13 protein-coding genes are annotated in these 15,944 nt (G+C 51.5%); 7 read left to right on the forward strand and 6 right to left on the reverse strand.

Annotated elements, in window-relative coordinates:
- Position 1: 1 nt before the first annotated feature.
- Complete coding sequence (locus QN379_RS02970; RefSeq protein WP_323505955.1) at positions 2-1,132, reverse strand: collagen-like triple helix repeat-containing protein; 1,131 nt, start codon at positions 1,130-1,132, stop codon at positions 2-4.
- A 485-nt stretch (positions 1,133-1,617) separates the two neighbouring features.
- Here QN379_RS02970 and QN379_RS02975 point away from each other — a divergent pair, with 485 nt between their 5' ends.
- The 7 genes from QN379_RS02975 to denD all read left to right on the forward strand — a co-directional run bounded on the left by QN379_RS02975 (position 1,618) and on the right by denD (position 8,839).
- Positions 1,618-2,409: a FadR/GntR family transcriptional regulator gene (locus QN379_RS02975; protein ID WP_322232820.1), complete on the forward strand. Its 792-nt coding sequence runs from the start codon at positions 1,618-1,620 to the stop codon at positions 2,407-2,409.
- 122 nt (positions 2,410-2,531) lie between these two features.
- Positions 2,532-3,425 carry an L-threonate dehydrogenase gene (gene ltnD / locus QN379_RS02980; protein WP_323505956.1) on the forward strand — a complete coding sequence of 298 codons (894 nt, stop codon included), beginning with the start codon at positions 2,532-2,534 and terminating at the stop codon, positions 3,423-3,425.
- 4 nt (positions 3,426-3,429) lie between these two features.
- Positions 3,430-4,767, forward strand: coding sequence for a 3-oxo-tetronate kinase (gene otnK, locus QN379_RS02985; protein ID WP_322232815.1), 1,338 nt, complete (start codon positions 3,430-3,432; stop codon positions 4,765-4,767).
- Positions 4,767-5,429 (forward strand): aldolase, encoded by a 663-nt coding sequence (locus tag QN379_RS02990; protein WP_322232813.1) that lies wholly within the window; start codon positions 4,767-4,769, stop codon positions 5,427-5,429. The genes otnK and QN379_RS02990 overlap by 1 nt, the downstream gene beginning before the upstream one ends.
- Positions 5,430-5,550: 121 nt before the next feature.
- Positions 5,551-6,900, forward strand: a complete 1,350-nt coding sequence (locus QN379_RS02995) for an MFS transporter (RefSeq protein WP_323505957.1) — start codon at positions 5,551-5,553, stop codon at positions 6,898-6,900.
- A gap of 78 nt (positions 6,901-6,978) precedes the next feature.
- Complete coding sequence (gene otnI / locus QN379_RS03000) at positions 6,979-7,773, forward strand: 2-oxo-tetronate isomerase (protein ID WP_323505958.1); 795 nt, start codon at positions 6,979-6,981, stop codon at positions 7,771-7,773.
- An 88-nt stretch (positions 7,774-7,861) separates the two neighbouring features.
- The gene (denD, locus tag QN379_RS03005) at positions 7,862-8,839 is read left to right on the forward strand and encodes a D-erythronate dehydrogenase (protein ID WP_323505959.1); all 978 of its coding nucleotides are present in this window, start codon (positions 7,862-7,864) and stop codon (positions 8,837-8,839) included.
- Between the two features lie 184 nt (positions 8,840-9,023).
- Here denD and QN379_RS03010 read toward each other — a convergent pair whose 3' ends face one another.
- The 5 genes from QN379_RS03010 to uxaC form a co-directional block, all read right to left on the reverse strand.
- A complete protein-coding gene (locus QN379_RS03010) occupies positions 9,024-9,749 on the reverse strand; it encodes a GntR family transcriptional regulator (protein ID WP_323505960.1) in 726 nt (241 codons plus the stop codon).
- A gap of 132 nt (positions 9,750-9,881) precedes the next feature.
- On the reverse strand, positions 9,882-11,180 hold the full coding sequence (locus QN379_RS03015) for an MFS transporter (RefSeq protein WP_323505961.1): 1,299 nt from the start codon (positions 11,178-11,180) through the stop codon (positions 9,882-9,884).
- Positions 11,181-11,275: 95 nt separating this feature from the next.
- A complete protein-coding gene (locus tag QN379_RS03020) occupies positions 11,276-12,718 on the reverse strand; it encodes a tagaturonate reductase (RefSeq protein ID WP_323505962.1) in 1,443 nt (480 codons plus the stop codon).
- 28 nt (positions 12,719-12,746) lie between these two features.
- A complete protein-coding gene (locus QN379_RS03025; protein ID WP_323505963.1) occupies positions 12,747-14,354 on the reverse strand; it encodes an altronate dehydratase family protein in 1,608 nt (535 codons plus the stop codon).
- Between the two features lie 52 nt (positions 14,355-14,406).
- Positions 14,407-15,801: a glucuronate isomerase gene (gene uxaC, locus QN379_RS03030; RefSeq protein ID WP_322232798.1), complete on the reverse strand. Its 1,395-nt coding sequence runs from the start codon at positions 15,799-15,801 to the stop codon at positions 14,407-14,409.
- Between the last annotated feature and the right edge of the window lie 143 nt (positions 15,802-15,944).

Consider the following 15,944-nt stretch of genomic DNA (forward strand, 5'->3'; position numbering starts at 1 on the left):
TTTAATGCGCCTTACCTACACCGCTCAATAATCCAGTCACGGGCATTAACGGGCTGCTGGTGGACGCAGAGCCAGCGGCCGATGCACTACTCAATAAGGGAGCGAGGGCAGTGGCAAGGTTAGTGGCCGGCGCTACCGGATTGCTAGTGGATGCCGAACCAGATGCGCCGGCCAATAGATTGGTAACAGGTGCCAGTGGACTACCACTGCTGCTGCCGGTCGCACCGATTGAGGTGACTGATTTAAGTGGATCTAACGGACTGCTCGATGCACTGCCGGATGCATTATTCGTCGTGCCGGGGGAGAGCAATAGACCGGTCGTGCTATTTATGATGCCACCAACTGTTGTAACGATGCCACCCACATCCTGCACCAGGACATTGCTGGAACTCGCTCCAACTTGTGTGCCAGCACCACCAATACCGTTGCCGATGGTCGTGATTAACCCTGCGACTGGTTGACCCAAACCGGTAGTTTGACCCACTGTTAAAGTAGTGCTGGAGATGGTTGCCCCAAGTGGCGTGATGGTGCTGCTTATTGATTGGGTAATCTGCTCTACCGGGCCCGTAGCGAGCGACAAAGCAGCCAGCTGACCAGCACTATTAATCGATACACCCGCGTTACTCAGAGCGGATCCGACTGGTCCTGTGAGGGGACTCAGCGGCTGCAATGGGCTACCAGCCGCACCTGAGTCGGTCGCTAACTGACCGACGTTTCCTAGTGTGATGCCAGTTGCACTGATGACGTTCCCTGTGCTGGCAACCGTGGTGCCGACCGAATTTGGGTTGGTTCCCATTTGGCCCAACCCACTGCTGACGCCATTGCCGAGAGCGGTGACTATATTGCCGCTGCTAGACACTGTAGCCCCAAGATCTTTTTGGGTTGTAGCGATCCCTGGAATCGGCAAAGGTGTCGTGCCAATCAGATTGCCCGCATCAGAAATGGTAGAGCCGGTCTGGCTGACTGCGGTCGCGGTTTGATTGACTGGTGCGGCCGCAGGCACAGCGGTTCCTGAAGTGGAACCGCCCGAGCCTGAATTTGAAGCGACGGAACCAGTGCTGCCGCAACCGCTCAATGCCAGAGTGGCCAGGACACAGCTGACGATGATTGATTTTTTATAAAGTAATTGCATTTTGTCTCCTTATTATTTTTTGTCAGATACCCGTTGCTTGTCGCTGTGAAAACCTCTGCTGGACGACACCTTTGCTGGTAATCCAAGCAGAAAGTTTGCACGTCGGTGCGAACGGCTCTTTTATAGTCGGCATAGTCGAATTTGAGCCGCAGTAGATTGACTAATGAACACATTCAGGATGGATGACCTGTTTAATTTTTCACAAACTGTTGTCTTGTAGAGGCAAGTTTGTGCAGTTTGGGTCAATGTACCGATGAAAGTTGCGTAGGAGTATCGTCCGATTGGACTATATTGCGCACGTAGTAATAACTGCATAAGTCTTTAAAGTGTTTCTCGGAAGCCATGATTGCGCCAGCAGGTATAAAAATTTTATTTTGATGCTTGATTTTTATTCAAAGTCATATGATGATATGGTCACATTATGAAAAATCGATAAACTAATTCATCGAAATAATGAGTTAATAATTAGAAAATAACGAGACCTTATGTTCAAAAAACTAGCTGCCAATCGCGCATCACTGAGCGATACCGTCGCGCAGGAATTACTTCAAAAAATTCAAAGCGGCGAATATGGTCCAGGCGCAAAACTGCCGACTGAGCCAGTACTTTCTGAAGAATATGGCGTCAGCCGCACCGTCGTTCGGGAAGCTATTTCGCGATTGAAGAATGAGGGCGCGGTCGAACCACGTCAGGGCAGCGGCGTGTATGTCAGTGAACAAGGCCATTTACGCCCACTGCGCATTCAGTTTGATGAAGCATCCTCCGCCGATGCCGTTCTGCAAATTGTTGAGTTACGGCGGGCGATTGACGCCGAGGTTGCCGCGTTGGCAGCCATTCGTCGCACGCCACGCCAGCTTAAGTCGATTGAAACAGCATTGCGCGGAATTGAGGCAGATGTCGTGGCTGGCGGTGATGGCGTAAAGGCCGATGTGATGTTTCACCGCAGCATCGCCGAAGCCACGGGTAATCCTTTCCTGCTCCAAACGTTGGCTTTCTTAAATCAGTATCTCGAAGCGGCGACAAAAATCACCCGTACGAATGAAGCGCGGCATGCCGATTTCATGCGTCAGGTCTATGAGGAACATGCCGCTATCGCGACGGCAATCTCGGCTGGTGATGCGCTCAGTGCACGAAATGCAGCGCAAACACATATGTTTAACGCGGCGCGCCGGTTATCGCAGGGTGCGAAGCCTGCGATAACCGGCGGAGTGATCAAGAAAAGCAGCGTTAAAAATGTTACTTCGATTAAGGTCAAAAAAATCGTAGATGCTGTCTAGCTCACGACGCAATTATTCAAGTCAAGTTTGTAAACATTCTCAGTGCATTTTATTAAACCAAAAAATATGCCGCTCAATGTTGTGCGGTAAGCGTTAACACCATTATTAAAACAGGATAAATCATGACCATAAACGTGGGTGTCATCGGCCTTGGTGCCATGGGTTTGGGCGTTGCCCGTTCGTTGTTACGGGCCGGTTTGCGCACGCACGCATGTGATCTTCGTCCGCCAGTGCTGGCACAGTTTTCCAGCGAAGGCGGGATCGCTTGCGCCACGCCAGCCGAACTAGGCGCGCAGTGCGATGTTGTGATAACCGTGGTTGTTAATGCCGCCCAGACCGAGCAAGCGCTTTTTGGTGAAAACGGCGCTGCGGAAGCCATGAAGCCGGGTAGTCTGGTGATTGCCAGTGCGACAGTTGCGCCCGATTTCTCGGCCGCATTAGGCCAGCGTCTGGCCGCACTGCAGTTATTGATGCTGGACGGTCCTTTATCAGGCGGAGCGGCGCGCGCCAATGCCGGTGAAATGACGATGATGACATCTGGACCGGCGGAGGCATATGTTAAAGCAGAACCCGTGCTGGCAGCGATTGCAGGGAAAGTCTATCGCCTTGGCGATACTCACGGCATTGGTTCGAAGGTCAAAGTGATTAATCAATTACTGGCGGGTGTGCACATCGCCGCGGCTGCCGAAGCGATGGCGCTGGGCATGCGCGAGGGCGTTGATCCAGATGCGTTGTATGAAGTCATCACCAATAGCGCGGGCAATTCCTGGATGTTTGAAAACCGGGTCCCCCATATTTTGAAAGCGGACTATACCCCGCTATCGGCAGTTGATATTTTCGTCAAGGATCTGGGTTTGGTCCTCGATACCGCGCGTGCCAGCAAATTCCCTTTGCCATTATCAGCGGCGGCACACCAGATGTTTATGATGGCGTCGACCGCCGGTTATGGCGGCGAGGATGATTCTGCCGTGATTAAAATTTTCCCGGGTATTAACTTGCCGGTTGCGAAGGAGTAATCGTATGTCCAGCATAGCTAATCCAGCCAACAAAATATCTCAACCTCTTCTTGGTTGTATCGCCGACGATTTTACCGGCGCTACCGATCTGGCAAATATGCTGGTGCGCGAAGGAATGCGCACTGTGCAAACCATCGGTGTACCGGATGTTGCACCAACCGAGGTAGATGCCATTGTGGTGGCGTTGAAATCTCGCACGATTCCCGCTAATCAAGCCGTGGCAGAGTCGCTGGCGGCGCTGGCTTGGTTGCAGAAGCAAGGCTGTCGTCAATTTTTCTTTAAATACTGTTCAACTTTCGACTCCACAGCGCAAGGCAATATCGGGCAGGTTACCGATGCTTTACTGGATGCGCTAGGCGCGGATTTTACGCTTGCCTGTCCAGTATTTCCAGAGACCGGACGCACGCTATATCGCGGTCATTTGTTTATCAATGATCAGCTACTCAACGAATCCGGCATGCAGAATCATCCGTTGACACCGATGACGGACGCCAATCTGGTGCGCGTGCTGCAACAGCAAACCACTGGCACAGTGGGTCTGGTTGGCTATCCGGTCGTGGCGCAAGGGGTTGAAGCTATTCAGGCCGAAATGGCTTCGCTGCATCAGCGCGGGGTGCGCATGGCTATTGTGGATGCGTTGGTTAATGCCGATTTGTACGCAATTGGCGCGGCGTGCGCGGGTTTGCCGTTAGTCACTGGCGGCTCTGGTATCGCTCTTGGCTTACCTGGCAATTTTGTCCGTGCCGGATTGTTAAACACGTCGCAAAATGTGCAGGCAAGCGCTTTGCCGACGATTGATGGTTGGTCGGTGGTGCTGGCCGGTAGCGCTTCGCTGGCGACTAATGCACAAGTCGGGCACTGGAAAGAAAAGCATCCGGCCTTCCGTATCGATGCGTTAGCCGTTGCAAGAGGTGAGCCGGTTGTTGCAAACGCGTTGGCATTTGCGCAGGAGCATCTTTCCAATCAAGCGCCACTAATCTACGCGACCACGACATCGGAGCAGGTCAAGCAAGTGCAAGCCGAACTGGGCGTTGAACGTGCAGGCGCATTGATTGAAGACACGCTGGCTGAGATTGCCAGCGGTTTGTTTGCTCTCGGTGTCCGTCGTTTTGTCGTCGCTGGTGGTGAAACCTCGGGCGCAGTCGTCAAAGCACTCAATGTTACTGCGCTGCGCATCGGCAAGCAGATTGATCCTGGTGTCCCGGCAACTGCTTCAATCGGCGATGTGCCGCTGGCATTGGCGCTTAAGTCTGGTAATTTTGGAACCGTTGATTTCTTTGAAAAAGCTTTACGACAACTGGGTGATGAACGCATTGCATTGCGCTCGGGAGCTGCAAACTAATGAACGCCTTATCGAATAAACCATCGCTTAAAGAGCAGTCATTGCGCGAAGAAATTTGTCGCGTGGGGGCCAGTCTATTTCAACGCAACTATACCGTTGGGTCATCTGGAAATATCAGTGCCAGATTAGAAGATGGATGGTTAATCACGCCGACTGATGCATGTCTTGGAATGCTGGACCCCGCATTGATTGCCAAAGTCGATGCAACGGGGCAATGGGTGAGTGGCGATAAGCCTTCCAAAACATTGACATTGCATCGCGCAGTCTACGATAACAATCCGACAGCGCAGTCCGTGATACATACCCACTCGACCAATCTGGTGGCCTTGACTTTAGCGGGTGTGTGGAGTAAGGACGCAGTGTTGCCGCCGATTACCCCATATCAGGTGATGAAAGTAGGCCGTATTCCGCTGATTTCGTATTGCCGTCCCGGTCATCCTAAAGTGGGCGAACAGATCACAACATTGGCGAACTCTGTGCGTGGTGTGTTATTGGAACGACTGGGCCCTGTGATATGGCACACCAGCATTTTGCAAGCCGCTGCGGCTTTGGAAGAACTTGAAGAGACGGCGCGTTTGTGGATGATGTTGCAGGAAAAACCGCTTGCATTGGATGAGGCCGAGATCGCCGATCTTTGTCAGACGTTTGGCGTACGGTGGTGAAAGTAACATAAACAGTTACCCAAAGCATGACTAAAAGCATGACCAAAAGAATGACTAAAACAGTCACTCAAACAATGTGCAGCATAGAACGATTTTTTAAAAAAACCAAGACGGAGACAAGATGTCATCAACAATTAACCCAGGAAATGTGGCAAATAAACCAGCCGGTTCTGGCAAGCCAATAGTCCCAAAAAAGGGCGTTATTGACGCCGATGGATTGTACAAAAAAGTATTCTGGCGCTTTGTGCCATTTATTATGTTGTGTTACGTGATCGCTTATCTGGATCGCGTCAATATTGGTTTTGCCAAGCTTCAGATGTCGGTCGATTTAGGATTCAGTGAAACCGTTTTTGGCCTCGGCGCAGGTATATTTTTTCTAGGCTATTTTTTGTTTGAATTGCCAAGTAATTTGATCATGCACAAAGTCGGGGCCAAGTTATGGATTGCCCGCATTATGATTACATGGGGATTGCTGTCCGCATGCTTTGTCTTTGTCCAGACGCCGACGCAGTTTTATGTTTTACGTTTTCTGCTCGGTCTGGCTGAAGCAGGATTTTATCCCGGTATCATTCTGTATCTGACCTATTGGTTCCCATCACATCGGCGCGCCAAAGTGGTTGCGACTTTCATGGCAGCGATTCCGTTATCCGGCATTTTCGGTAACCCATTATCTGGCTGGATCATGCAAGCATTTCACGGTTCCAGTGGATGGCATGGCTGGCAATGGATGTTTCTGATCGAAGCAATTCCAGCGGTCCTGATCGGTATTGCTGTTTTTTTTGTAATGGACAACAGCATTCGCAAGGCGAAGTGGTTATCGGAGGACGAGAAAGATTTTCTGGAAGCCGCAATCGTTGAAGACCAAAAAGGTAAAGTCAGCCCGAAATCTACCGCCGGTGTTTTTAAAGATGCCCGTATCTGGCATATGTGTCTGATCTATTTTTGCATCGTTATGGGTCAGTATGGTTTGACGTTCTGGTTGCCAACATTGGTCAAGGCTTCTGGTGTGGAAGGCGCGCTAAATATTGGTCTGATCAGTGCGATTCCATTCTTGTGCGCGGTAGTGGCGATGATTTTGATCGGGCGTCGTTCAGACCGTCTGCGTGAGCGTCGCTGGCATCTGATGATCCCGGCATTGTTGGGCGCAGTTGGGTTCGTTATATCAGCGCTGGCTGCGGACAACACGGTAATCGCCATCACATTTTTATCATTGGCTGCAATGGGTGTGCTGACGTGTTCGCCTTTGTTTTGGTCGTTGCCGACGGCGTTTTTGTCGGGGACAGCGGCGGCTGCAGGTATTGCGGTGATTAATTCGGTCGGCAATCTGGCCGGATTCGTCAGTCCATTTTTGGTCGGCTGGCTGAAAGATACGACACATAGCAATCAGACCGGTATGTTTATGCTGGCCGGAATGCTCGTCGTCGGGGCAATTTCCATCTATCTGACTTCGCCTAAGATGGTGAATAAATAGTTCGTCTGTAATAGCGCGAGTAATAACATTTCGGCAGCATAGACATGCTGCCGAAGTAAATATTTAAGGAGTTTCGCGATGCCACGTTTTGCCGCAAATCTAACGATGATGTACACCGAACACGAATTTCCAGACCGCTTTAAGGCCGCTGCGAAAGATGGTTTTAAAGCCGTGGAATTTTTGTTTCCCTATGACTATGCTGCTGCTGTATTAAAAGACCTTTTGGACGACAATGGACTTACGCAGGCATTGTTTAATGCACCGCCGGGAGATTGGGCAAAGGGTGAGCGTGGTATCGCCTCACTACCAGGGCGTGAGGATGAGTTTAGACGTAGCATTGATACTGCGCTGAAATATGCCAGTGTATTAGGCAACGATAAGCTGCATGTGATGGCTGGCTTGATTGGCCCGGAACAGGATCGCGCCCGTCATCGTGCCGTGTATATCGACAATCTGGCGTATGCGGCACAGCAGCTTGCGCCACACAACATCACGCTGGTGATCGAGCCGATCAATACCCGCGACATTCCTGGATTTTTTCTGAATCGTCAGGATGATGCGCAAGCGATTTGCGCTGAGGTTGGGCTGGATAATTTGCGCGTACAGTTTGATCTGTATCACTGCCAGATCGTAGAAGGTGATCTTGCGGTTAAATTAAAGCGCGACATGGTGCGGCCGCATGGTGGAATCGGCCACATTCAAATTGCGGGCGTGCCTGATCGGCATGAGCCGGACCTGGGTGAAATTAATTATCCCTATTTATTTACATTGATTGATCAGTTGGGTTACGACGGCTGGATCGGTTGCGAGTATCGCCCTAAAGCCGGTAGCTCTGAAGGCTTGGGATGGCTTAAACCCTGGCTAAAAGCCTAATTGCCAGAGCAACTTCCAGCGCAAAAATAAGCGAATCATTGCGCTGCAAGACGAACTTTAAAACATCTATCATTTTAGAAAGTATTCCATGCAAGTAGTTATTACCGGCGGAGCCGGATTTTTAGGACAGCGCTTAGCGCGCCAGCTATTAGCGCAGGGAACGTTGCCAGATAGCAAGGGCGCGCTACAGACTATCACCAAAATTGTACTGGTCGACATTGTCGCCGCAACCGGTTTTGACGATGCGCGGGTCACGCAAATCACTGGTGATATCGCCGACAGCGCATTGCTGGAACGGGCGATCACGACGGATACTGCGGCTATTTTTCACTTGGCGGCTATCGTTAGTGGACAAGCTGAGTCGGATTTTGAGTTAGGCATGCGCATCAATCTTGAAGCGTCGCGCCTGTTGTTGGAGCGTTGCCGTCTTTGTGGTCATCAACCGCGTGTGATATTTACCAGTTCGGTGGCGGTGTTTGGCGGCGACTTGCCAGCGGTGGTGCAAGACAATACTGCGCTTAACCCGCAATCGTCATACGGTGCACAAAAAGCGATCGCCGAGCTATTGCTGAATGACTACAGTCGTAAAGGGTATGTCGATGGTCGAGTGTTGCGGTTGCCGACAATCAGTGTGCGTCCCGGCAAGCCGAACAAGGCCGCATCATCATTTGCCAGCGGTATCATTCGCGAGCCGCTTAACGGTGAGCCGACGGTCTGTCCGGTCGGCCCGGAAGTGCGGCTTTGGTTACTTTCTCCACGCAAGGTCATCGCGTGCCTGATTCATGGCTATACGCTGACTACTGAAGCGCTCGGTACGCGTCGCACGATTAATTTACCAGGTGTGTCAGTGACTGTTGGCGAGATGGTTGGGGCGTTGGAACGCGTCGCCGGATCAGAAGTCGCCAAACGCGTGGAGTGGAAACAGGACCCGTCCATAGATCGCATTATTTCCAGTTGGCCCGGTGCATGGGACGCAACCCGAGCAACGGCTCTCGGCTTTAGCAGCGATGATAACTTTGACGATATCGTGCGTGCTTATATTGAGGATGATTTACCGGCTGCCTAAAATAGGACAGTTGTTTTCAATACCGCTTTGCTGATACGGTCGAACCATATGTGCGTCGGCCGTATTGGCATCTATATTTACCCGGACAGATGGCAGGTTGTCGGTTGGAAGATGAAGGCGTGTTCTGAAACATCACCAATCGTTGCCGTGGCGTTGATGTTGCCTGAGTCCAATTCCCGTTAATCTAAAATTTATTAGCTTTTGGTTTGGCGCTGGCAATAAAATACTCCGGACGCATCTTGCGGGTTATTTCGAGCAACGGCAGTACGTGGTCGAGATGATCGCGCATGGCTGCCACCGCATTGGACGGATTGCCCGCAGCAATCGCAGCCACAACTTCGCTATGCTCGACCAGCACGCCATCCATACGACCCTGCAAAGGTAATGTTAGCTGACGGTAGCGGTCGATCTGGGTTTTGGCTTGCAGTATTAATGGCCATACCCCGGGAAAGCCGGACAGCTCCGCTAGCATCTCGTGGAAAGCCTCATCGGTCTGATGAAAACCGGCTTTATCGTTTGCCGCAATACAGGCCCTTTGCGCGTCAAGAATCGCTTGCAAGCGGCTGACCCCATCCTTCGTAGCGCGTTGTGCCGCCTTTTCGATGATTGCAAGTTCCAGCGCGGAACGTACCAACATCGCTTCTTCCAGACTGTCTAGCGGAATACGCGCAACGAAAGTGCCGACGCGGGGCACCACTTCGATCAGCCCTTCTTCTGCTAATCGTTGCACCGCTTCATGCACCGGCGTGCGGCTGATACCAAGTTCTTCGGCGATATCGCGTTCGACCAGACGCGCGCCCGGAACCAGTGTCATGTCGATGATGCGTTGGCGCAGGTAACGGTAGACACGCCGTGCCGCGCTAATTGGCGTCTCGTCGGTGGATTGCTGATCAGGTTGTGATGCGTTCATAGTTGGATTCGCTTAGCAATAAGATGGAAATGATGTGTGCAGTGATTCAACGCTCGGATACCCAGAGTCGCCAAATTTACCAGTTTGACACCATTTCCAAAAGTATAACCGCGTGGCGTCGCCAAATGTTGATCAGGGATTGAGTGCTACCTGCGCGCCAATCGGTGTGCCAGCGTCGCTACAGGAACGCTCACGCGCCAGTAGCACCAGCACGACGACCGCAAGTAGATCGAATACAGCCAACAGCACGAAAAGCGGCCCGTAACCGACTTGCGTAACGAGTATGCCGAACACGAGCGTAAATAATGTCGCACCTAAATATCCTGACATACCGGCCATGCCAGTGGCGGTTGCTACTTCGTTCTTGCCAAATACATCGGACGTGATGGCATACAGTGCGCCGGATAAGGTCTGGTGTGCAAAGCCGCCTACACATAGCAAGGCGATGGCAATGTACGGACTGGAAACGAGTCCGATACAAGCTGGTCCTATCATGCACAAGGCACCGACGCCGACCACCATTTTGCGTGATGTGAACAGTGAGACGCCTGCATATTTATGGAAGAAAGGACTCAGGTAACCGCCCAATACGCAACCAATGTCGGCCGCGAGGAATGGTAACCATGCAAACATCGCAATTTCCTTCAAGTTCATGTGGTGCACCGTGACCATGTATAACGGAATCCAGGCGTTAAAAGTCTGCCATGCCGGTTCCGACAGGAAGCGCGGAATAGCGATTGACCAAAAGTTACGATTGCGGACAATTTGCGACCAACTGGCCTTTTTAGAGTGGCTTTCGTTGTACTTGGCTTCTTGTCCGCGCAGGATAAAATCGCGTTCAGTACCGCTGAGATGTTTTTGATTTTTTGGGTGCTTATAGAGCAACATCCATAAGCAGCTCCACACGATTCCAAGGGCGCCGACGATGATGAAGGCCCATTTCCAGTTGCCATGTAATAGTGCCCACACGACCAGCGGTGGTGCGCATAAAGCGCCGACCGATGAACCGATGTTGAACCAGCCGATTGCAATGGAACGTTCTTTGGCTGGAAACCATTCGGTGGTCGCTTTGACGCCAGCCGGGATACCAGCGGCTTCAGCCAGACCCAGGCATCCACGCAGGAACGCCAGACTTTGCCAGCCGGTCGCCAGTGCTGCGGAGGCACATGCTAAAGACCATGCCACTGCAAAGACTGCAAAGCCAATTTTGGTGCCGACGGTATCGAGTATGTAACCGGCAATCGGCTGCATTAATGCATAACAAATTTGCCAGGCGACCACCACATAGGAATATTGCTGAGTAGTAAAATCCAATTCCTTCATCATGGTCGGCGCTGCGACCGAGAGCGTATTTCTGGCCAAGTAATTGACGATTAGTCCGGCCGTGACCATGCCAACCATCCACCAGCGCATGCCTTTAATTTTGTTCATTTTGTCCCCACCTGTTTTTTGTTATCTATGATTCCAACTGGAATGGTGTTTTCGGATTGTTAAGCTTTCGCCGTCAATCTCTAAAATGTGTAAATTTAGTTAACTACGTTAATTGCATTAATTGTGGCAAGGATGCCATCGCGCTCAATCGATGCCAGCGCGCTGACGACTGCGTTCGTCAGACCATCTATTTGATTCAAATCGCTGTTCCACAATGATGTGTTCGCAAGCCACTGGCCGACCAGATCCCTGGTGGTATCTTGTCCCGTCTTGACGCGCGACCAGGCGTCCTGAAACCACGTTAAAGTAGCGGCATCGTCGGATAGGATTATCACGTCGCCCCGGTATAGAAGCAGCGTTGACGCTAGCGCCAATACCAGACGTTGCGGTAGTTTGCCGGTTATTGCGTGAAAGCTTTGTATTTGGGGCATCACGCGCGCTGCAAACTTAGGCCAGCTATTAAGCGCGATAGACTCCAGCTTGTGATGGATAGAGGGATTACGGAAGCGACGTAACACGTCGGCAGCAAATTGCACCATTTCGTCGTGCGGCAACGGTAGAGCAGGAATAATTTCATTATCGAGCGCGGCAATCAGGAAGTCACCGATCGTTGGATGATTCACTGCCTTCGAAACAGAAGTCAATCCGGCCAATAATGCGACCGGGACGAGCGTGGTATGTCCGCCGTTGAGGATGCCGACTTTCATTTGTTTGTATGGGGCAATATCGTCGACTAGTTTGATGTTCAGATTGGCATCGGCTAAGCGCAGTTCATCGGCCAGCCACGCAGGGCCTTGAATAATGAAGACATAATAATATTCTGCGGCAACGAGAAACTGATCCTTGTAGCCAAGTTCTGTCTCGATATCGGCTATCTGACTTTCAGGGAATCCACTAACGATGCGGTCGACCAGCGTGGAGCAAAAAGTATTCGCTTGTTCTAACCATGTAATAAATTGACTGTCGAGTTTCCATAACACGGCAAAGTGCAGCACTGCAGCTTTCAGCGCGGGACCATTATGATCGATCAGTTCACAGGGCAGAATGACCCAGCCTTTGTCTTGTGCACCATCGAAGTGTCGAAAACGTTCGAACATCAACTGCGTTAATTTGGCAGGGAAGGACAGTGGCGGCGCATCGGTCAATGCATCCGTATCGTTCGTGACGATGCCTGCCTCGGTGGTATTGGACACCACAAATCTGGTATCAGGGTTACGCGCTAATGCCAGAAAGTCGTCATACATGGTGACCGCGTTGATCTCGCGCTGTACGCAACTGATCTTTCTGTATTGCCTGACTGCGCCGCCCTTCTCGTCGATTCCCTGTATCAGGGTCGTAAATAAACCGTCTTGCACATCCAGCAATGGCTTGGCAGTATGACCGCGTGGTCGCACTACGACTACGCCAGCATTCAGGCCAACGCGTTCGTTCAGCAGGTCGATTTGCCAGTCGATGTAAGCACGCAGGAAGTTACCTTCACCAAACTGGATAAATTTGATAGGTAGAGAGAATGGCGTGTCGCGGTGTAGTGGCTGCATAAAAAATCCTAAAAAACCTTACAAAGTCTTAAAGCGAAATGTCGCGTTTCCAAAAAATGAAATCGTATTGCTGCAGCCGGTCGGCTTTTGTCTTGTATTCGCCGCCCGCTACCGCCACCACCATATCGAGCAATTGATTCGCGATTTCCGGGACGGGTGCACCGTCGATAACGGGGCCGCAATCAAAATCAATCATGTCAGTGAGTCGGTTTGCGATCCGGCTATTACTTGAAATTTTTAGTACCGGCACAATCGGGTTACCGGTGGGCGTACCCAATCCGGTTGAGAACAACACCACATTTGCGCCCGAGGCGACTATGCCGGTCACCGATTCGACATCGCCGCCCGGCGTACACAGCAGAGCCAAGCCTGGCTTGTCAGTTTGCTCGCCATAATCCAACACCGAAATAATCGGAGAAGTCCCGCCTTTTTTTGCCGCGCCCGCTGACTTCATCGCGTCAGTAATCAAACCATCGCGGATGTTGCCGGGACTAGGATTGTCGGCAAAATGCGCGCCTACCGCTTCGGCTCGTGCTTCAAAATCACGCATCAGAGTGAGAAAGCGACGCTTATCGTCATCGCTTTCGCAGCGTTCAATCAGACTGGCTTCAACCCCACACAGCTCCGGAAATTCGGCCAGAATCGATGAGCCGCCTAACGCCACGACCAAGTCCGATACCTGACCCATCACCGGATTGGCGGAAATCCCGGAGAAACCATCCGAACCGCCACATTTCACGCCGATCTTCAAATGCGATAGCGGTACTGGCTGACGCAAGACATTGTTGGCCGCCTTAAGATTGCTCAGCGTGTCTTGCAGTACAGCTTTCATCATGGCTTGTTCGCTATCCCAGGCTTGTTGTTCGTAGATCAGGCATGGCTTGTCGAAGTGCGGATTTTGCAGTGTCAGCGCCTCTTGAAACATCTTGATTTGAGCGTTCTGGCATCCGAGACTGAAGACGGTAATGCCTGCTACGTTTGGATGATCCGCATAGGCGGCCAAAATCTTGCACAGTGAGCGGGCATCCGCACGCGTGCCGCCGCAACCACCAGCGTGAGTAATAATGCGCACGCCGTCCAGATTGGGAAAAGGTCGCACTACCGGCTTGGGCGCTTCCATGTCTTCGCCCAACAATGACAGGGTGAACGCAGCGAGATCGTTGCTGGTGTAGCCGAGTGGCCCTTCCAGTGCATTGCGTAGATGCTCAACGTTGCGATTTTCACAGAACACCAGTGGAAAAATCAGCCAATAATTAGCGGTGCCGACGCGACCATCTGCGCGCACCACACCCGGAAAAGTGAGGCCATCAAAGCGGCTTACTTCAGGCGCGCTCCATTGGTAAGGAACGCTATCTGCCAGTTCGACTTCGGCAGCGTAATGTTCCAAATTTTCAGTGGTGACCGCCTCGCCACGGCGGATCGGCTGGGTAGCTTTGCCCACAGGCACGCCATACAACACTAATAACTCGCCTACTGCAAAAGCTTTACGCGCAAATTTATGCTTGCCCTTCACCGCCGTGCAGATGATGACGGATTCGCCTTCCCATACGACGACTTCGCCCGGCACGAGATCGACTAATGCGACCAACATGCTGTCATCTGGATGTATGCAAAGTATCTTTTGCGAGTTGCTCATGAAGATTTCCGTGGCTAATTAATATCGGCTAGTGGTCAATATTTACAGGCAATTAAAGCTTGAAGTATTGCTTGGCGTTTTCGTAGCAAATGCCACGCACGATCTGACTCAAGGCATCGATATCGGCTGGATACTCGCCGCTTTCGACCCACAATCCGAGTTGGCGGCACAGCAAGCGGCGGAAATAGTCGTGACGTGGATAGGATGCAAAGCTACGTGAATCGGTGACCATGCCAACGAAGGTACCCAATACGCCGTGATTTGCAAGGCTAATCATTTGTTGCAGATTGCCTTCTTTATGATCGTTGAACCACCACGCCGGGCCGAACTGAATCTTGCCGACGACAGTACCGTCCTGAAAATTGCCGATCATGCTGGAGAGCACTTCATTCATGTTCGGATTCATGCAGAACAACATCGTGCGCGGCAACTCATCAGTGGCATCAAGCGAATCCAACAAACCGGCTAGTCCTGCACTGATTGTCATATCCGAAATGGAGTCATAACCGGTATCGGAACCAAGACGGGCTTGCATACGGCTATTGTTGTTGCGCTGTGCACCGATGTGCAGACACATGGCCCAATCGAATTTGGCGTAGACCTTGCCGATGTCAGCCAAAAGGCCGCGCAAGTATTGGCCCATCTCAGCTTCCGTCAGTAAATCGCCCGCCAGACGCTTGGCAAATAAGGCTTCCAGTTGTGCTGGTGTAGCTGCAATTAGCGGCAGCGTAGTATCAATTGCGTGGTCCGAGATGCGGCCGCCACGTTGATGAAAATACGCCACACGGACTGCCAACGCTTCCATCATCGATGCAAAAGAATTAATCTTAACGCCAGAAACCTGCGCCAGATGGGCAAGATAATCGACGAAATCGTCGCGATTAATACGCATCGCGCGATCTGGGCGATAGGCTGGCAGCACGCGGCATTTCAGTGGCGAGGCGGCGATTTCATCATGCTGGATCAAATCGTCAGCGGGATCATCGGTCGTGCAGGCGATTTCAACACCTGCTTGTTCGAGGAAGGACCAGGTATCCATCGTGGCTAGCTTGGCATTCGCGGCTTCCCAGATTGCACCGGCGTTGGCGGCGTTAATGGTCAGTTCAATACCGAACAGGCGACGCAACTCAAGGTGGCTCCACTGATAAATCGGATTACCAATGGCGAGCGGTAATATTTTGCAGAATGCCCGGAATTTGGCTTCGTCGTCCTGATCACCGGTAATGAAGTCTTCGCTGACGCCAGAGGCGCGCATTAAGCGCCATTTGTAGTGGTCACCGCTTAACCATAAGTCGGTTAAATTACGGAACACCTTGCGCTCTACGATCTCGCTTTGTTGCAAGTGCGAGTGGTAATCAATGATGGGCAAATCGGCCGCAACATCATGATAAAGCTGCCGAGCGATTGCGGTGCTGAGTAAAAAATCTTTGTCCATAAATGTTGTCATGCTGAAATGGCCTCCGCGCCTCGAATGGCGACATGGCCACTCCATTAAGTTAAATTTCTAAGGACTTATGCAATCGCCCAGCGGCCTTGTGCTGTCCTGGCTGTGACGTTTTTTGCTGAAGTCTGGTCTTTTAATTAGGTGAT

It is taken from the genome of Glaciimonas sp. Gout2, from assembly GCF_035018905.1.
In the GTDB taxonomy this organism is placed as follows: domain Bacteria; phylum Pseudomonadota; class Gammaproteobacteria; order Burkholderiales; family Burkholderiaceae_D; genus Glaciimonas.